Source organism: Desulfobulbaceae bacterium DB1 (genome assembly GCA_001914235.1).
Classification (GTDB): Bacteria; Desulfobacterota; Desulfobulbia; order Desulfobulbales; family SURF-16; genus DB1.
Genome location: MQUF01000014.1, coordinates 218960 through 237648 on the forward strand (window position 1 = coordinate 218960; position 18689 = coordinate 237648).

Here is an 18689-nt window from a genome sequence, read left to right on the forward strand (position 1 = left end):
GAGTCAGTTCCTGCGTTTTTGCGGCCGGCTGGTGGGGGGAGCGGCCAGCGGGTCGTCCGGCCAGACGTGCTTCGGATAGCGGCCCTTGAGTTCTTTTTTCACCTCGGGGTAGGCGCGCTGCCAGAAACCGGCCAGGTCGCTTGTCACCTGGATGGGACGCTGGGCCGGGGAAAGCAGGTGGAGCACCACCTTGACCCGGCCATGACAAACGGTGGGGGTGTCGGTGAGGCCGAACATCTCCTGCAGGCGTACCGCCAGCACCGGCGTTTCGCCGGGGCGGTAGTCCAGCAGGATGCGGGAGCCGCTCGGCACCTGGATGCGTTCCGGCGCGGCCCGATCCAGCTCCTGCCGGCCGCGCCGGTCGAGCATGGCGAGAAGAATCCGGCAGAGATCAAGCTGTTTGAGCTGCTCCCGGCGACTCATGCCGTCAAGAAAGGGCGAGAGCCAGTCGAGATCGGCCCGCAGATGGTCGTCATCGACCCGCGGCCAGTTTCCCTCGGGCTGCCAGAAGCACAGTGAACCGATGCGGGCCTGCAGGCGCCGCGCTTCCCGGCTCCAGGGCAGTGACTCGATGCCCATGCGCCGGATGCCGTCCAGCATGGCGGCGCGGATCAGATCCGGATCAGCCCTGGGCAGCGGTTCTTCCCGGATGATCAGTTCCCCCAGGTATTCCCGCCGCGCCGTTGTGACCCTGCCGTTGTGTTCATCCCAGCCGATTATCGGCCGCCAGGCAAAAAGCTCGGGCCGGCAGGCGCGCAGCCCGTTCATATCAATCGGGGCGGCAAGAAAGATCTTTCCTTCCCGTTGCCCGGCATCAAGCTGGGGGACGACAAGGGAGGGGCTGCCTGCCAGCGGATCGCCGGGCGCAAGCATTGCTCCCCGTCCCCCGGAAAGCAGGTAGCGCTCCCGCGTCCCGGGCCGCAGACCGGCTATGCGGTCCGGATAGGCGAAGCCGAGCAGCAGCCCGGCGTTGCCGTCGTCATATTTTTCCCCCTTGATTCCCAGCAGTCGGCGAAATTGCAGCGACGATTCATCCACCCGGCGGCAGGCGGCAGGATCGCCTTTGCCTGCCTGGTCCTGGTGTCTGAAGCGTTGCAGGAGAAGCAGCCGGGAGCGGAGATCGCTGCCGGCAAGGGCGGAGGCGCTTGAGATAATGTCCCGTTCGGAAAGGAGCGCGGCCAGATCGCAGGCCAATCCGGCCTGTCCCATTCTTTTCGCCATGATCAGCATGTGGGCCAGGCGGGGATGGAGGGGAAGCTCGCCCAGTTGTCTGCCGGTTGCGGTGATGCGACCGGCCTTGTCCAGCGCCCCCAGCGAAGTGAGCAGGGCGCGGGCCGCGGCGAGATTGGCGGCGGGCGGCGGATCGAGCCAGCGCAGCTCGGCCGGATCGGTCACCCCCCACAGCCCCAGTTCCAGGACAAGGGATGCGAGATCCGCGGCGCTTATCTCCGGAGGATGAAAGGGGACAAGCCCGTGATGCTGGTGCCTGGTCCACAGCCGCAGACAAAAACCAGGGGCCACCCTGCCCGCCCGGCCTGCCCGCTGGCGGGCAGCGGCCCGGGAGACCCGCACCGTATCGAGCCCGCTCATGCCGGATGCCGGACGAAAGCGCGGCAGGCGCGACCAGCCGCTGTCCACCACATTGAGAATGCCGTCAATGGTAAGGCTTGTTTCGGCAATGGACGTGGCCGGCACCACCCGCCGTCTGCCCAGGGGGTCGGGCAGAAGAGCCCGGTCCTGCTCCTGTCGGCTGAGATTGCCGTACAGGGGCTGGATGAGAAGATTGTTGTCCGCAACTTCCCTCAGGGCGGCACAGACCTGGCGGATTTCCCCCGCGCCGGGCAGAAAGGCGAGAATGTCGCCTTCCTTTTCCGTCAGCACCCGCCGGATGCCCTGCACGGTTGTTTCAACGATGCCGCCCGTGGGTTCGTGTTGGAGATAGCTTGTTTCCACCGGAAAGCCGCGGCCGTGTCCGGTGATCACCGGCGCCCCGCCAAGCAGCTCCGCGACCGGCCCGGCGTCAAGGGTGGCGGACATCACCAGCAGCCGCAGGTCGTGCCGCAGGGTGCAAAGATCCAGGCAAAGGGCAAGGGCCAGGTCGGCGTGCAGGGAGCGTTCGTGAAATTCGTCGAAAATAACCAGGCCGATATCGGCCAGTTCCGGGTCCTGCTGGATGCGGCGGGTGAGAATGCCCTCGGTTACCACCTCGATGCGGGTACGGGCGGAGATCTTGCGGTCAAGGCGGATGCGATAACCAACGGTTCCGCCGATTTCCTCGCCGAGCAGCGCGCTCATTCTGGCTGCCGCCGCCCGGGCGGCGAGCCGCCTCGGTTCCAGCATGATGATTTTTTTACCGGCAAGCCATGGCTGGTCCAGCAGGGCAAGGGGCACGCCGGTGGTTTTACCGGAGCCGGGCGGGGCGCAGAGCACAACGGGCCCATGCGCCAGGGCGGCGCCTATTTCCGCAAGGCTTGCGGAGACGGCCAGGGAGGAAAGGGCCTTTTCGATTGCGTTCATGGGCGGGGAACCGGCATGGAGGGACTCAGGAAACCAGGGTCAGCTCGTAGAGCTGCCGACGCGTCCTGGCGGATGCCTTTAGCACACCCACCGGGTCAACGTAGTCATAGACCATGGGCTGCTTGTCCACCGCCGGACGCAGGATGCGGCCGATCACCTGGGTCAGGCGGCCTTCGAATTTGATCGGGGTGCAGAGAAAGAGGCTGGTAAGGCCGGGACAGTCAAATCCTTCGCCGATGAGCTGGATGGTTGCCACCAGCACCCGCACCTCGCCCTGTTGGACGCGACGGACAATCTCGCCGCGTTCCTCGCCCGCTGTCCTGCCGGTGAGCAACAGGGGCTGCTCTCCTCGTTGTTCCAGCATGGAGCAGATGGTTTCACAGTGGGACACCCGGTCGGAAACCACCAGGACGGTGCCGCAATCCTTGGCCGCTTCGTTGACGATATCATTGACAATCAATTCATTGCGGGCCGGATTTGCGGTAAGCGCGGTCATCAGGTCATGGTAGTTGCGCCGGTAGTTGAAGGTGAACGAGGTGGGGCGCTGGAGGATGATCGGTTTCAGCACCGCGCCCTGCCGGTCAAGCTCACGGCCGGAAACCCGGTGAACCAGGTCGCCGATGTGCCAGCCGATCAGCTCGGTCAGGCCGTCGCGGCGAAAGGGGGTGGCGGTCAGCCCCAGCATGTAGCGGCAGTCGAACCTGGTGATGATTTCGGTGAACATGGAGCTTGGCGTGCGGTGGGCCTCGTCGACAATGATGTGGCCGAACAGGGGCGGGAGTTTTGTCAGGTGTTTGCGCACCGAATGTATGATGCCGATTGTCACCGGCGCCGGCGCAAACGAGCCGTCGCCGATCAAGCCCGGCGTCAGCCCCAGAAATTTTTCCATGCGCTCCCGCCACTGGTAAAGCAGCTCCTTGGTATGAACCAGGATAAGGGCCGGCTGCTTGCGGCCGGCGATGACGGCGGCGGCCATCACCGTCTTGCCGCTGCCGGTGGCCGCCTCCAGCACGCCGAAATCCCGGGCCAGCATGGCGGAGCAGGCCGCCTGCTGGTAGGGGCGCAGTTCCCCCCGGAAAGAGAGATCCATTGGCGGGAGCTCCCGCCGTTTGTCCTCAATGGTAACCTCGAAACCGGATTGGCGGCACAGCAGCACCGCCTGGTTGGCGAATCCCCGGGGAAAACGGATGTCCGGGCCGCATAGGTCGTAGAAGTGAAGTTCCTTTTTCAGACTCTTGCCTATCCAGCGGGCGTACTTCAGCGCATCCCGGTACTTGGGGTTGACCAGGGTCAGCTTTTTTTTCAGGACGCCGGTCAGTTCGGGAGTTGCGCCGGTCAGGCGGCAGTCGTGGGAAACCAGCAGGATAACTGTATTCATTGTTCGGTTACTCTATCTTTTGCCGCGGATCGCGTCAAGCAGGAGTCGGCGTCAAAATTATTTTACAGAAAAACTAGTAAGTTGACCGGGCTTTGGTATAAGATAAAAGAAAAGCAAACACCCTGTCAGGAGACCTGCATGGACAAGAAACTGGAAGAGTTTTTCAGCCGGCATCTTCTTCTTCAGCACGATAAATTGACTGCCGAACAGTTGCAGCAATTGCTGGGCGCGGTCGAGTCCGAGTATCAATCCTGGTTCCTGTCCACCATAATCCAGGAAACCGAAGAGATCATGTCCATCGATCCCCGGTTGACGGTGCGGGAAATTCTGCAGCTTGCCGCGGAAAGAATCGTGCAGAACCTGGCGGCGGACGCGGCGACCATCAGGGTTTTCGATCCGGAATCCTTGTGGCTCATCAGTTTCGGCGCTTACGGGGTGGACGACTATAACCGTCTTTCCATTATTCCGGTAAAAAATACCATCTCCGGCCTGGTGGTGCAGGAGCGCCGTTCCATCACCGTCTCCAGCATACTGAAGGATCCATTGTACCAGAACAAGGAAATCGTCAAGGCATGGGGCTTCAATTCCCTGTTGGCCGTCCCCCTCTTCATGCCGCTGCCCAAACCATCGGGCGACACCCTGCTCGGCTCCCTGCAGATTTATTACCGGGAGGACAACAGGAAATTCGATAAGCTGGAGGTCATCCATGCCGAAGTGCTGGCCCGGCGCATCAGCTTTGTGCTGGCCAAAAAGAAGATCCTCGATCTGGAGGAGTTGAACCGGCGCAAGGAAACCATCGTCAACAAGATATTTGTCAAATTGAGCCGCAGGGAAGGCATCAAGCTGAAGGATCTTTTTGTCCTGCTCATCCCGGAAATCCGCGAGCTGCTTGACGTGCGCAACTGTTCACTTTTCACCGTTTCCCCGGATCAGCACTATATCAACCTGGAGGCGGCCTACCCGCAGGATAGCTGTTACCATGACGAGGGCCACAGTTTTACCGTGAGCCACCATCCCTATTTCGATGCGGCGATCAACGGCATACGGCCGCCGGGTGATACGGAGCATGAACGGATCACCAATTCCTATGTGCTGATCAAGGACCCGCCGAACAGTTCGCTGCTCAGCCGGAAACTGCAAAAATTCACCGCCGAGCAGCAGATCCATTCCATCCTGCTCATTCCGCTCGGCGTTGACGGGCAGGTGAGTCATCTGCTGACCTTTTACGCCACCAATCAGAAATTTGTTTTTTCCGACGAGGAAATCGAGCTGCTGACCTTTTTCGGCAAGGAGATCATGAAGGCCTCCAGGTTGGAATTTTTCGGCGACATTCTCCATGATATCAAGAATCCCGCCGTCGCGGTGGCCGGTTTCGCCAACCGGGCCAGAAAACTTCTGGACCGCGATGATCTGGAAGAGGTGCGCGGCAAACTCAAGTTCTATCTGGATATCATGGCCCGGGAGGGAGCCCGTATGCAGGATCTGGCCCAGGCCATGACCGGCGAGGGCCGCGAGACGGTTATTGATCTGGCCGAGGTGGTCCGTTACCGCCGGCACATCATCGAAGAGGTTGCCAGGGAATCGAAATTCAAAAACGTCACGGTGTGCGAACCGGAAGTGGAAAATGATGTCTTTGTTTCCTGTTCCCGTTTCGCCCTGGAGCGGGTGCTTGACAATCTGTTCGGCAATGCGGTGCGAGCCGTTACCGCCGCGCATGGGGGAGAGGTGGGCGTGCGCATCGCCCGCAGGAAGGGCATGGCCGAGCTGATCATTGAAAATTCGGGCGAGATTGCTCCGGAGCGGTTGGAGCAGATGCGCCTGGGCACGGTGAAAGGGCGGGGGCTTAATATCATCAACCGTTTTGTCCACACCAATCACGGCAATATCGATATTGAGGTCAAGGACGGGATGACCCGTTTCATTATTCTGTTGCCCCTTGTGTCGCCCCCTGAAGCATAAGCGGCTGCTGTTTCCCGGGTTGTTCGCCCGCCACCCGCGCGGGGGATCGCCATGGTCGGCTTTATTGCGGAAATGCCGATAAAGCCGTTTTTTCAGCAAAAAAAAATGTGGGTTTTCAACAGTACGATCAGAAACGCTCGGCGATGCGCCGGGAAAAAGGGAAGGCCGGGAAAGGGGGCGGGGGAAAATCCTGTCCCTTTTTTTTGTCTGTCAGGGGCAAGTCAGCCATTCACCGCCCACCGTCGACAAAAGACGGCGGGTGGTGAATATGATCTCGGTTGGCTGAAATCAGGCTTTTTTTCTGCGCGCGCGAGCGCCGGCAAGACCGGCAAGCCCTGTGCCGAACAGCAGCATGGTGGCGGGTTCGGGAACAGGGTCGGTTCCCGGATCGGGATCGGGCAGTGTGGCGCCGTCCAGGGCGAGAACTGATTTTGACAAGGCAACCGCCCAGTAATCATAATCATGGGTTGAGTCGATATCGATCGAGACCTGCAGCCCCTCGGCGATTTCGTTGTAGAGCGCGGACGAAAGGACAAAGGTTGTGTACCCCCAGTCTCCATTCAGGCCCTGCAAGGAGCCGAGCTCCATCCACGAAGCAGTGTCTGTGTCCCAGGCGGAGATGACATCAACTTCGCCGTCGTATCCGCCGGCGTCGACATCCCAGGCGCTGATGTTCAAGGTGGCGGAGTTGAACGAAGAGGCGATTGCATTGTGGGTCCATCCCCAATCTTCGTTGTACCAGCGGTAGTAGGGGGAAGAGTAGGTTGAAGCCTGGTCGGGAACGAAAAAGCCGGTGTTGTATTGAACCGTGTCGGTGATGAAGGCGGCTGAAGCAAGGCCGGCTCCAAGCGTCAATCCAAGGCCAACTGCCATGCAGGTTAAGATTTTTTTCATTTTTTCATTTCTCCACAGGTTGAGGTTGCGTTTCTGCAAGTTTAACAAAACTATTGCTTTTATTAGGCTAGCAAAAAGTGTTCCATTGGCCTCAAGGGGAAAATAGGCTGTTATTCCAGGACGTTGAGCTGTGTGGCTGTATCGACCCGTGTTACAGGCAGATCTTTCTTGGAATAAAAAATCCGGAAAAGCGGATTTTTTGTCGACAAAGTTTGGTTTTGAGAACGTAAAAACACAAAGATAAATTTTTTTCTAAGTAATATTGAAATGATACTGCGTCAAGCCAGCTTGATTCCCCTGTTTGGGAGGCGGAGAGATTGTTTCCGGATTTGAGGAATTAGGCACGCAATTCCCACCGACAAGGAATGAATCAGCAAAAAAACCGAAGCAGAAACCGGGCATGGAAAGCCTGCCGTCTCCGGCTGCAGCGCAAGGGCCATGGCGAAATTTGCTCTGCCGGTTCATTATTCCGGAATTTTGCATGCATTACGGGGCAGGTGTTATGCCGCAGGGGAAGATGGGGTGAAAAAAAAGGGATATCTGCGGTGGGTAAATTTGCCTACTTGACCATTTGCCGGGAAAATTCTACAACAGGAGAATCGGAAAAAATAACGGCCTCGGCAAAATGAGAGGCATGCAGCGATGCATCCCGTGCAACAAAGCTCTCCGGAGGGGAAATTATGGTGCAGGAAACACCGGTAAAGACATTGTATAACGTGGTCCTGATTTTTTTCTGTTTCATGCTGTGCTGGGCGGCTCAGGCCTTTGCCGCAACAAAAAGTCATGAATACGGAAATGTCGTCTTCAGCAACACCGGCAAAGACAACGCGTTGCCGGTCACCTTTCGTCATTGGACCCATCGCGGCTTATACACCTGCCGGCTTTGCCACGTGGATCTCGAGTTTTCCCAGCAGGCAAACGGAACAGGTATCCTGGAAGAAGACAACAAAAACGGCATGTACTGCGGCGCCTGCCATAACGGCAAGGAAGCGTTCGGTCTGGAAACCTGCACCAGGTGCCATCCGAAAGACTCCCGGCACGCGGATGAGCTCGAACAGCAGGCGAAACGGGACTTTCACAAATTCAAGAAAACCATGCCGCCGGCAATCTACGGCAACAAGATCGACTGGATGAAGGCGGAAGAGGAGGGCCTCATCAAGCTCAAGGATTTTCTGGATGGAATTTCTCTCCAGAAAGATGCGAAGATGGTGAACAACCGTGACGAACCGCGATCGCCCTCCCTGCCCGGCCTGCCGGACATTGTTTTTTCGCACAAAAAACACGTGGTGTGGTCCGGCTGCGGCATGTGCCATCCTGACACCTTTGCCTTGGAAAGCGGCAAAACGGAGATGTCGATGAAGGAAATAACCCAGGGGAAATTTTGCGGCCGCTGTCACGGCACGATCGCCTTTGCCTTAAACGATTGTTCTCACTGTCATGCCAAACCGGTTGCCGGTCAATAGGCGGGGGATTCCATGTCTTTCCCTGGGATAAAAGAGGCCCTGGTCAAGCGGAAAACGTTTTTTGTCGGGCCCTGGGCCTTTGCTTTTTTTGTTTGGCTGCTGCATGGTTGCGGCGATACGCGCAATTTCGATCAATTTCTGGCCCAACAGGAAATGGATGAACCGGGAAATCCGATTTTTGAAAAACAATACACGTCCGACTCCCTGCCGCGGGTCGAACTGGAAAAACTGCTCGACATGGCGCTGTATCGCGGGCCCGCGGAAACCTATGGCGATCTGATCTTGCGCGAGCGCAGCGAGAAGCACCACATGGACCCGGTGGTCTTTTCCCATAAGAGCCATCGGGCCATGTTTACCTGCCGCGTCTGTCATGTAGAGCTTGAGTTTGCCATGAAAAAGGGGGCAAGCGGCATAACCAGGGAGGGATATCTGGACGGGCTCTATTGCGGGGCCTGCCACAACGGAACCACGGCCTTTTCCGTTGAATATGCCTGCAACCTCTGCCACGTGAAAGTGGACAAACAGGGGAATTATGTGGCCAAAAAGGATTACATGCCGAGCGGCGGCAATCTCCCGGTTCAGGACTACGGTGACGGGGTCAACTGGGTGGAAGCCGTCCGGCAGGGGATCATCGCCCCCCGCAATTCTCTTGCCGAAGAGGGGAAAGGGCCAAGCATGCCTCTTCCCGAGCACCTGAAAAAATCCTTGCGCTGGACGACCACATCCCCGAGAATTCTGGTGGTTTTTCCCCATGATTCCCATGTGCTGTGGCTTGATTGTGCCAACTGCCATCCGGACATCTTCACCATCGAACAGATTGGGACGGTGGAGTTTGACAAGGAAAAGAATCTTTACGGTTTGTACTGCGGCACGTGCCATATGACGGTTGCCTTTCCCATGAACGGCTGCGGGCGCTGTCATCCCGACCAGAAAAACAGATGATGCATCGTTGGGCTTCCATGGGTCCATCGGTTATCGTGGGTTGCCCCCGCGAACCGATGGGAAACTCCCGGTAAAGGCAAGTTGGCACCAGGCGCTTTTTTTGCCGTCCCGCCCCTCGGCATCGACGGCCCACACTCGCCAACGCAAAGACGTGCCGCCGGCCTGGTGGAGTTTCATATGTACCTTTGAGCTATATATTGGATTTTGCGGGGTTCTTCTCCCCATGCCGGGCTTGATATGCCAAGGGGTGCCGGACTGGCTGTGCCATTTGTCGGGGTACTGCCCGCAGCCAAAACAATCCACTTCCACGGTATAGGTTGAAGCGCCGTCTACCGGCAGCCAATTGAGAACAAGGTATTCCGTGTCCGCAATCGACCTGACGACACTGCCGCATGCCGGATGCTCGGGAATGGGCGCGGCCAAAATGCCAAATTCTTTTTCGGCTTTCTCTCCGTCCACTCCCCCTTGGTAAAAAATGGCAATTATGGTACCGATGGCCGTTATTACTGCGGCGAATCCGGTCAATATGCCCGGCAAGGTTGCCCGGAATGATTTTTTGTCGTTCATGGAACTCTCCCATACGGAAAGAAGCCTTCCGTGGTTTGTGAACTCCATTTTGGGCGGCAGAGTCGGAAAAATATCAATCTCTGACTTCATATAGGCGTTATCTGTCGGATACTTCAATATTTTTTGCTTGACAAGACAATTTTGCGCGCATAAATGCATTTCCTTCCAGCATGCAGAGCAGAGAAGCGGTTTAAGGAGGCGGATTAAAGGGGATTTAATTCGTTTCCTTTTTTTTCAGCCATGAAACAACGAGACGACATGCAATGCAAATATGGGTCGACGCCGATGCCTGCCCGGCGGTCATCAAGGACATTTTGTTTCGCGCCGCGGAACGCACCGGGGTGCGGCTGACGCTGGTGGCCAATCAGCCGATGCGCGTACCGGCATCTCCCTGGATCAGTTCCGTGCACGTTGCCTCCGGTCGTGATGTTGCCGACAATGAGATCGTGAAAAGGCTCGGTCCCGGTGATCTGGTGATTACCGCTGATATCCCCCTGGCGGCCGAGGTGGTCGGTAAGGGCGGGTATGCCCTCAATCCGCGCGGCGAACTCTATTCATCCGACAACATCGGGGTTTGTCTGGGAATGAGGGACTTTATGGATGGGTTGCGGGCAAGCGGCATCGAGACAGGGGGACCGCCGGCGATAAGCCCGAGGGATCGGCGATCTTTTGCCGGCAGTCTGGATAAATTTCTGACCAGGCAAGGCGAAAAACGCTAAGAAGCCGGGCAAGGAGACGACATCGTGAAGCCGAGAATAAAAGTGGCCGCCGCCTTGACGCCGGACGGCGGGGAAATGGTGCTTTATCGGCATGACCGGGATTTTTCCATCCTGGTCAACGGCGAGGATTTGATGCACAGCCGTCGGCATGAATCCGAGCTGGCCCTGGCGCGGCTGGGGTGCGCCCATCTGGCCGGATGCCGGGGGAGCAGGGTTCTCATCGGCGGTTTGGGCATGGGGTATACCCTGCGTCAGGCGCTTGATGTGCTGGGGGCCGACGCCCAGGTGGTGGTGGGAGAGCTGCTGGCCGACGTCATCGAATGGAATCGCGAGTTTTTCGGGGAACTGAACGGCCGGCCGCTTACCGATGAGCGGGTTGAAATCAAAACGGGTGATATCGTCGAGCTTATCGCCGCTTCCAGGAACAGTTTCGATGCGATTTTACTGGATATCGATAATGGCCCTGACGCCATGACCGATGCGGGCAACCGTCGGCTGTACGGCTATGAGGGGCTGTGGGCCTGTCGTCGCGCCCTGCGGGCACAGGGCTGTCTGGCGGTCTGGTCGGCCAAGCCGAGCGCGCATTTTGAGCAGGTCTTGATGCGGTGCGGCTTTCAGGTCAGCCGTTTCCGGGTTGCGGCCCATAAGGGGAAAAAACCGCAGTTTCATTTTGTCTGGGTGGCGTCGGAGGACAAGGCGAAGCTGCCCCCCGGCGGCAGCGAGGCGCGTTTGGGGGGGCAGGGGCGGGTCGCAAGGCCGTGCCGGCAAGCGCGGGGCGTCCACCGCAGCCCCCATGGGGCCGCTCAGAAAAAGCAGGGGCTGATGGTGTCATCGGCAAGAAAGGCGTCTGTTTCTTCCCGGTTGTAAAAGCATTGTTCAAAAAAGAGCGCCTGGGCCGGGGCGGTGTATGGCGACAGATTGACCGGTTCCCGCAGAAAGCGACCAACGTCTTCATTTGTCAGGGTGTGCAGGCCGACCGCCGCCAGGACGCCGACCATGCGGCGCACCATTTTCCAAAGGAAGTGGGAGCCGACGATGCGGATCAGGATGACATCGTCTTTTTTTGCCACCTGGATTTTTTCCAGCAGCACCAGGGGTGATTTGTTCTTCAGCGCCTTCCTGTCGGTAAACGAGGAGAAATCATGCATGCCCTTCATCAGCTCCGCGGCCCCGGCCATGGCCCGCAGGTCCAGCGGTTCTTTAATCCACCAGGTATAGCGGCGGCAGAAAGCGCTTTTGCGGGTGGTGATCTGGTAGAGGTAGCCGCGGGCCACGCAGTGATGTCTGGCATGAAAGCGCGGCCCCGCTTTTTTTGCCTCCAGCACGGTGATGTCGTGGGGCAGCAGCTCATTGAGTTCCGCCGACAGGGTGCCGGGCTCAAGGCTTGCGGTGGCGGCCAGGTGGGCGGTGAAGCGCAGGGCGTGAACCCCGGCATCGGTGCGGCCGTTTCCCTGAATATCAACCGGGCCGCCCACGAGGGTTTCCGCGGCATGCTGCAGGGCGCCTTGGACGGTACGGGCGTCGGCCTGCTTCTGCCAGCCGCTGTAGCGGCCGCCGTCATATTCGATGGTCAGTTTGTATATCTGCTCCGTGTCGGTCATGGTTTGACTTTTGCCTGATCTTTTGCTGTACTGAGTTTATGAAGGAAAGATGGGGTAATACCATCTTCGTGATGAGGAATCATTGCGCACCATATATCATGATGCCGGAAAAAGAAAGTGTCGCCGTCGGGCCGGTCGCCCCGCACGGACGAATATGGCGGCAGCGGTTTTTTGATTTTTTTACTTGTAAGGACGAAATCATTCATGAGTGAGCAGCAGGCCAATAACCCCTTGCACGGCGTCACCCTGGAGCAGGTCATCACCAGCCTGGTTGACCATTACGGCTGGGAGGCGCTGGGCAAACGCATCGCTGTCCGCTGTTTCACCAGCGACCCATCCGTGGCGTCCAGCCTCAAATTTTTGCGTAAAACCCCATGGGCCAGGAAAAAAGTGGAGAATTTATACGTCGCCACGCTGAAACGCGCGGGGAAAAGAGGGCGGTCGCATGACGGGTGACGGGCAGTATTTCAGGGCCGGGGTGGGGGCGGTCATCAGCGACGGAAAAGGGCGGGTGCTGGCCTTTGAGCGGGTCGATACGGCGGGTGCCTGGCAGCTTCCCCAGGGTGGACTTGAGGCGGAAGAGGAGCCGCTGCAGGGGGTTCTGCGGGAAATCCGGGAAGAAACGGGAATTCCGGCGGCGGCGCTTGCGCTCGTCACCGCGTATCCGGAACCCCTGGCCTATGAGCTGCCTCCCCATGTCCGGAGCAAAAAAACCGGGCGCGGCCAGGTGTTGTACTGGTTTTTTTTCAGGTTGCGCGACGAAAACGTCATTGATCTTGCGTTAAGCGGCGAGTTCCGGGCATGGCGCTGGCTGGCTTTGCGGAATCTCGCCGCGACGACGGTTGTCTTCCGTCGTTCCCTTTACCGGCGGCTTGCGGATTATCATGCGGCGAGCAACCCCCATGATCAGGGGGGCGGGACGTGAAGGATTTTTGCGGAAACAGCGCTTGTTTTGTGGTATCAAGGGATGCGGCTGTCGGTTTCGCCGGGGATCCGGGGGATCGGAAACCAGACATAACGTTTCGAATCGGCAGCGGAGTTGCGGAGAAAAGGATGAAATGAAAAAAAAAGACAATCTTTCCAGGATTCTTGTCATTGATGATGACCCGGATATGTTGCGGTTGGTGGAGTCGATGCTCGTCCCCGTCGGCTACCAGGTGCTGACCGCCCCCAGCGGCAGGATGGGGCTGGAATTGGCGGAAATCTCCAGGGGGAATGTCGATCTGCTGCTTACCGATGTCGTCATGCCGGAGATGGGAGGCGAGGAGGTGGCCCTGGCTTTCAAGCGCACCTATCCGGGGACGCGGGTCTTGTTCATGTCCGCCTATCTGAAGCCGTCCATGGGAAAATACGGCGATGTGTTCGGGTCTGTCGAGTTCATCGTCAAACCTTTTACCTCGGCGAAATTACTTGGGAAAGTGAAGAAGATGCTCGTCTGATTTTTTGCCCGCATGATTTTTTCAGCAAATCAAAAATCCTTGCCATGCCTTTCAAGAAAAATGCGCACGTTTTTTCTTGCCCGCCTGATCCGGCCATTTTTTTGGAGCAATTTCTGAATTATTTTGCCCTGTTCATCTTTTTACGGTTAAAGTAGCCGATGATGCTTTCTTATTGGAATTTTGCGGAGGGAACATGGGGGGACGGATAAAGGGAAAAGAGAATGAGCCGCCGGTGCAGGAGCTGTTGCGGGCAATTCCGAAGGTGGATGAATTCCTGGGTTGGCTGGGCACTGTTGATGCCCCGGCACGGTTTGTCAAGGGCGCCGTCCGGGAGGTGCTGGCGATTGAGCGGCAAGAGATCCTGAGTGGGAGCCCCCGCCGGGACACGGATCTGTCCAGGGAAGTCTTGTCGGCGAAATTCGAAAAGCGGCTGCGCGATAAGCTGACCCCGAATTTTCGCCGGGTGATCAATGCCACCGGAGTTATTGTTCATACCAACATGGGCCGCTCGCTTCTGCCGTGGGAGGCCATGGATGGACTTGTCAGGGCCGGCAGCCGTTATTCCAACCTTGAATTTGATCTTGCCACCGGGAAAAGGGGCAGCCGCTACAGCCTGGTGGAGGATCTGCTTTGTGAATTGACCGGGGCCGAGGCCGGACTGGTGGTGAACAATAATGCCGCCGCGGTGCTGCTTTGTCTCGATGCCCTGGCCAAGGGGCGGGAGGTGATTGTTTCCCGCGGCCAGCTGGTTGAAATCGGCGGTTCATTCCGCATCCCCGAGGTGATGGAAAAAAGCGGCGCCCGGCTGCGGGAGGTGGGCGCCACCAACCGGACCCATCTGCGCGATTACGAACAGGCGATCTGCGCTGAGACCGCCCTGCTGCTGAAGGTGCACATGAGCAACTACCGCATCATCGGCTTTACTTCCGAAGTGTCGTTGTCGGAATTGGTGGATCTGGGCCGCAGGCATGGCCTGCCGGTCATGGATGATCTGGGCAGCGGCAGCCTGGTTGATCTGACCCGGTTCGGCCTGGAAAAGGAGCCGACGGTGGGCGAAGCCGTGCAGGCGGGGGTCGACGTGGTTACCTTCAGCGGCGACAAGCTGCTTGGCGGTCCGCAGGCGGGTCTCATTGTCGGTAAGCGGGAAATTATCCAGACCATCAAGCGCAATCCGCTTAATCGGGCCCTGCGCATCGACAAATTTACCCTGGCGGCCCTGGAGGCGGTTCTGCGGCTTTATGCCGACGAGGAGCAGGCACTGGTGAAAATCCCCACCCTGGCCATGATGGGGATGCCGCTGCGCACCATTGAACAACGGGCGTCGCGGCTGTCGCGCCGGATCAAAAAAAGACTTGGCGAGGTCTGTCGGGTGGGGATCGAGGCCGCGACCTCCCGTGTGGGTGGCGGCGCCATGCCGGAGCAGGATTTGCCGAGCCGCGCGGTGGTTCTGCGGCCGCTTTTCATGAAGATGAGCGATCTGGAAAGAAAATTGCGGGACAATGAGCTGCCGGTGATCGGCCGCATCGTTGATGAGGGGTATCTGCTCGATATGCGCACGGTGGCTGATGATGAAATTGCACCCTTGGCCTCCGTGCTGCTGGCCGTTTTTGAGGTGGAGACGTCATGACTTTTCCTTTTGACTGCAGCGTCAAAGAGCTGGTGGAGGCGGATCTCGATCTTTTTTCTTTGGAGTTTGCCGATATCGTTTCCCTCTTTTTTTCGTGCCGGCAGGTTGGTTTCGCCGGCGCCGGCCCGACCGGGGCGATGGGCCCCGACCGGCAGGCCGGGGTGGAGATGGTTCGCAACGAGCTGAAGCCGGTGGTGGAAAGTGGAGAAGCGGACCGGCTTTTTCTTCCCTTGTGGAGTGGAGAGTCCCTGGTGGGGGTTGCGATCCTCGACGGGGACAAGGGAACGTTTCAGGAGGCCTCTTCGCCCGTGCTGTTGGAAAAAAGCCGGCTTGTCTCCCGCCTGCTGAAGCCGGCCAGGCAGTCGCTGCTTGATCCGGTCACCGGTTTGCCTAATATCGTTTTTCTGGAAAGAAGGCTGCGGGACCTGTGCGAGACCCAGGTCGAAGAAGGCGAGTCCGCGCCTTTTTCCCTTTCCCTGCTGGAAATTCACCCGCGGGCCAGGGATGCGGCGCAGGCCATGGCGCTTATTGCCGGCAGCGCATCCTTTCTGGAATCGCTCATTGGTCACCTCTGCACGCTGTGTCATCTCGGCAACGGTATTTTCGCCTTTGTTCTGGAAAAGACCGGTGAGGCACAGGCCATGAAGCTCGCGGACATGTTGTTGCGCTGGCTGAAGAGGGAAGGGGTGGCGCGAAGCCGTATCGGCATCAGCACCCGAGAGGGAGAAAGCGGGCAAGCGGATGCCCGGCTGTTGCTCGAACAGGCCTGGGATGCCCTGGGAATTGCCAGGAAGCGCGGACCCTTCGCCCTTTGTTCCTTTCAGGCCATGAGCGGCCGGGGCGCCCACCCCCTGTGCCCGCCTTCCGCCCGGGTTTTCTTTGAGTTGAAGAAGCTGTGGCGGGATGCCGATCGGTTCGCCCTGATACTGCTTCATCCGGACCAGATGCGGGAAGGTCTTGTTGTGCCCTGGGATGAATGTGTTGATGAGCCGATGGTGCGGATCGATGATCAGGAGGCCTTTGTGTTTCTTGAAAATGCCGGCCTGGAAAAAGCCGAGGCATGGTGCCGGGATTTCCAGCTGCGGGCCAGGGAGCCAAATCTCAGCTTCTCCATCGGCGGGGCCCTTTATCCGCAGGGCAATTTCAAAAAAGCGGAATTGCCGGCAAATTGCCGCAAGGCGCTGGTTCATACCGGTTTCTTCGGGGCAGGCTCCGTGACATTTTTCAGCGGCGTCAGCCTGAACATCAGCGGTGATATATTTTACAACGAGGGAGATCCGGCCAGGGCGGTGCGTGAGTACAGGCTTGGGCTGCGGCTTGATCCGCACAACATCAATCTGCTCAACAGTCTCGGCGTCAGTTTTGCGCAGATGAATCTTTATAAAAAGGCCATCCCCCTTTTTCAGCAGGTGCTTGGTCATGATCCGCTCAATTTCATGGCCCTGTTCAATCTGGGATTCGCCTATCTGGCCTGTCATCAGGAAGGGCCGGCCTTGGAAAGTTTTGAACAGGCGCTTACGCTTGACGACACCAATTTCGACCTGCTGCTCCAGCTCGGCAAACTGTATTGCAAGGTGGGGCGCTATGGTGAAGCGGTCAAGGTGCTGGGCAAAGGTGAGCAGGTGGGGCCGGTCGGCACGCGGGATATAAGCCACGGAGCCGTTTATCGCTTCCTCGGCGAGGCCCGCAAGGGGCTTGGCGAAAACGTGCAGGCCATGATCAGTCTGCAGAAGGCGGTGCGCCATAATCCCCGGGATGCCGCAGCGCTCAGCATGCTGGGGGAGCTTTACTGCAGGGAAAAACAAGGCGGTGAGATAGCCCTTTCCCTTTGTCGGCAGGCGGTTGAGCTGGATGGGGCCGATTGGCGGCATTGGTCTCGCCTTGGTTTTGTGCTGCTTGCGCTGGAAAGGGATGATGAGGCGTTGCGGGCCCTCCGCAAAGGCCTGGCCCTTTCCGGTCGGAACCCGGAGTTGCTTTGCCGCTTGGCCCTTCTTTATGAAAAGCGGGGCAAAACCGGACTGGCGGAGAAGATGTACAAAAAGATTCTGCGGGCGGACCCGGGGCATCCGCGGGCGGCGAACGGGTTGGCTGCGCTGGCGCGGGCCCGCGGATGAATTTAATCGGACGGAGTTTGATGGATGAAGATGAAATATAGCGGTAACGGGGAGAATCAGCAGTACTGGCTGGATAATTTCAAGGCAGGGGACTCCTGGCGGCTTTTTCGCATCATGTCCGAATTCGTCGACGGCTTCGATTCCCTGGCCGCGGTCAAGAGGCCGGTGGTTTCGGTTTTCGGTTCGGCCCGTACCCCGGAGGACGACCCCTATTACCAGCTCGCCGTGGAGATAAGCCGGCGGCTGGCGGAAAGCGGCTATGCCATCATGACCGGCGGCGGCCCCGGCATCATGGAGGCGGGGAATCGCGGCGCCGCCGAGGTGGGCGCCCTGTCCATCGGTTTAAACATCAGTCTCCCCTTTGAACAGGAAGGGAACAAGTACGCCAATCTTCCCCTTGAATTCAAGTATTTTTTCGTCCGCAAGGTGATGCTGATCAAGTATGCCATGGCCTTTATCGCCATGCCGGGCGGATTCGGCACCATGGATGAGCTTTTCGAGGCCATTACCCTGATTCAGACCAGACGCATCAAGCCCTTTCCCATTGTTCTCGTCGGCAAGGATTACTGGGCCGGCCTGGTTGAGTGGATGCGTTCCACCTTGCTTGCCGCCGGCAATATCAAGGAAGACGATCTCTTTATTTTTCAGGTATTGGACAGCGCCGACGATATCGTCAACTACATTCGCCGCACGGTTATCATCTGACGATTTCCCTTTTCCCGGAAGTACCCTCCACTTTGTACCCACTCAGGCAAAATTTTTTTTCTTCCGCCGATTTTTCTTTCATTGAGCTGTTCTTTACCATATATTGCGCGCTGAAAAGAAAATGGCACAATATATGGTGAGCAGCTCTGTCTGACCTCCTTTTTCCCTGTTGTTGTCCCAGTTTTCCTTTATATTTCTTCTTGACACTTTTGTTCTTTGCTTCGTATAAGTATCGTATTGTGGTGTAAAGTGGGGTAAAAGGGTGAGCAGGGGTGTAAAGGGACATGAGTGAGCAATTTGTAAGAAATCAACCGAGCCGTTTTCGCGGCAGATCGGAGCATGCGCTTGACGGCAAGGGAAGACTGAATGTGCCGTCCCGCTTCCGTGATGTGTTGCTGCGCGACTACGATGATCGGCTGTTGATAACTCCGCCCTGGCGCAACTGTCTCCGGATTTATCCTCTTCCCGAGTGGGAGAAAATGGAGGCCACCCTGCTGGACAAGGAGAAAAAGGATCCGCGTTTTCAGAAGATGATCCGGTATCTCATCGGTGGTTCCATTGAGTGTCAGATAGATAAGAACAGCCGCATTCTCCTTCCCGTGCATCTCCGTAACCTCCTCAATCTGAAAAAGGATGTGGTGATGAACGGCATGGGCCCTTTTTTTGAGATTTGGGACAAGGAGACCTGGGAGGCTGAGAGCATCATGACGGAGCAGGATTTTGACGCTTTTGATGCGACACTCCATGACCTCGGCCTCTTTTAG

General features: G+C 58.0%; 18 protein-coding genes. 13 read left to right on the forward strand and 5 right to left on the reverse strand.

Annotated elements, in window-relative coordinates:
* Positions 1-3: 3 nt before the first annotated feature.
* Complete coding sequence (locus BM485_12685; GenBank protein ID OKY74689.1) at positions 4-2517, reverse strand: ATP-dependent helicase HrpB; 2514 nt, start codon at positions 2515-2517, stop codon at positions 4-6.
* Positions 2518-2542: 25 nt separating this feature from the next.
* The gene (locus BM485_12690; GenBank protein ID OKY74690.1) at positions 2543-3895 is read right to left on the reverse strand and encodes a helicase; all 1353 of its coding nucleotides are present in this window, start codon (positions 3893-3895) and stop codon (positions 2543-2545) included.
* 138 nt (positions 3896-4033) lie between these two features.
* On the opposite strand from BM485_12690, the gene BM485_12695 reads away from it, so the two are divergent.
* The gene (locus BM485_12695; protein ID OKY74691.1) at positions 4034-5854 is read left to right on the forward strand and encodes a hypothetical protein; all 1821 of its coding nucleotides are present in this window, start codon (positions 4034-4036) and stop codon (positions 5852-5854) included.
* Positions 5855-6142: 288 nt separating this feature from the next.
* On the opposite strand, the gene BM485_12700 is transcribed toward BM485_12695, so the two are convergent.
* Positions 6143-6796 (reverse strand): hypothetical protein, encoded by a 654-nt coding sequence (locus BM485_12700; GenBank protein ID OKY74692.1) that lies wholly within the window; start codon positions 6794-6796, stop codon positions 6143-6145.
* Between the two features lie 317 nt (positions 6797-7113).
* Between BM485_12700 and BM485_12705 the strand changes: the two genes are divergently transcribed.
* Genes BM485_12705 through BM485_12715 form a run of 3 tightly spaced genes read left to right on the forward strand, consistent with a single transcriptional unit; the run spans position 7114 to position 9153 of the window.
* Positions 7114-7377 carry a hypothetical protein gene (locus tag BM485_12705; GenBank protein OKY74693.1) on the forward strand — a complete coding sequence of 88 codons (264 nt, stop codon included), beginning with the start codon at positions 7114-7116 and terminating at the stop codon, positions 7375-7377.
* Positions 7378-7428: 51 nt separating this feature from the next.
* A complete protein-coding gene (locus tag BM485_12710; GenBank protein OKY74694.1) occupies positions 7429-8211 on the forward strand; it encodes a hypothetical protein in 783 nt (260 codons plus the stop codon).
* A gap of 12 nt (positions 8212-8223) precedes the next feature.
* Complete coding sequence (locus tag BM485_12715; GenBank protein OKY74695.1) at positions 8224-9153, forward strand: hypothetical protein; 930 nt, start codon at positions 8224-8226, stop codon at positions 9151-9153.
* Positions 9154-9183: 30 nt separating this feature from the next.
* Here the strand turns inward: BM485_12715 and BM485_12720 are convergent, their stop codons facing one another.
* Complete coding sequence (locus BM485_12720) at positions 9184-9879, reverse strand: hypothetical protein (protein OKY74696.1); 696 nt, start codon at positions 9877-9879, stop codon at positions 9184-9186.
* A 104-nt stretch (positions 9880-9983) separates the two neighbouring features.
* Between BM485_12720 and BM485_12725 the strand changes: the two genes are divergently transcribed.
* Together BM485_12725 and BM485_12730 are read left to right on the forward strand one after the other, a co-directional pair.
* The gene (locus BM485_12725) at positions 9984-10439 is read left to right on the forward strand and encodes a DUF188 domain-containing protein (GenBank protein OKY74697.1); all 456 of its coding nucleotides are present in this window, start codon (positions 9984-9986) and stop codon (positions 10437-10439) included.
* Positions 10440-10463: 24 nt separating this feature from the next.
* Positions 10464-11306: a hypothetical protein gene (locus BM485_12730; GenBank protein OKY74698.1), complete on the forward strand. Its 843-nt coding sequence runs from the start codon at positions 10464-10466 to the stop codon at positions 11304-11306.
* On the opposite strand, the gene BM485_12735 is transcribed toward BM485_12730, so the two are convergent.
* The gene (locus tag BM485_12735) at positions 11243-12040 is read right to left on the reverse strand and encodes a tRNA pseudouridine(38-40) synthase TruA (GenBank protein ID OKY74699.1); all 798 of its coding nucleotides are present in this window, start codon (positions 12038-12040) and stop codon (positions 11243-11245) included. The genes BM485_12730 and BM485_12735 overlap by 64 nt on opposite strands.
* Before the next feature lie 204 nt (positions 12041-12244).
* On the opposite strand from BM485_12735, the gene BM485_12740 reads away from it, so the two are divergent.
* The 7 genes from BM485_12740 (at position 12245) to BM485_12770 (ending at position 18689) form a co-directional block, all read left to right on the forward strand.
* Positions 12245-12496 carry a transporter gene (locus BM485_12740; protein OKY74700.1) on the forward strand — a complete coding sequence of 84 codons (252 nt, stop codon included), beginning with the start codon at positions 12245-12247 and terminating at the stop codon, positions 12494-12496.
* On the forward strand, positions 12486-12965 hold the full coding sequence (locus BM485_12745) for a hypothetical protein (GenBank protein ID OKY74701.1): 480 nt from the start codon (positions 12486-12488) through the stop codon (positions 12963-12965). The genes BM485_12740 and BM485_12745 overlap by 11 nt, the downstream gene beginning before the upstream one ends.
* Positions 12966-13098: 133 nt before the next feature.
* Positions 13099-13479: a hypothetical protein gene (locus BM485_12750; GenBank protein ID OKY74702.1), complete on the forward strand. Its 381-nt coding sequence runs from the start codon at positions 13099-13101 to the stop codon at positions 13477-13479.
* Positions 13480-13672: 193 nt separating this feature from the next.
* On the forward strand, positions 13673-15106 hold the full coding sequence (locus tag BM485_12755) for an L-seryl-tRNA(Sec) selenium transferase (protein OKY74703.1): 1434 nt from the start codon (positions 13673-13675) through the stop codon (positions 15104-15106).
* A complete protein-coding gene (locus BM485_12760; GenBank protein ID OKY74704.1) occupies positions 15103-17220 on the forward strand; it encodes a hypothetical protein in 2118 nt (705 codons plus the stop codon). The genes BM485_12755 and BM485_12760 overlap by 4 nt, the downstream gene beginning before the upstream one ends.
* 24 nt (positions 17221-17244) lie before the next feature.
* Positions 17245-17925: a Rossman fold protein, TIGR00730 family gene (locus tag BM485_12765; GenBank protein ID OKY74705.1), complete on the forward strand. Its 681-nt coding sequence runs from the start codon at positions 17245-17247 to the stop codon at positions 17923-17925.
* Positions 17926-18209: 284 nt separating this feature from the next.
* Positions 18210-18689 (forward strand): division/cell wall cluster transcriptional repressor MraZ, encoded by a 480-nt coding sequence (locus BM485_12770; GenBank protein OKY74706.1) that lies wholly within the window; start codon positions 18210-18212, stop codon positions 18687-18689.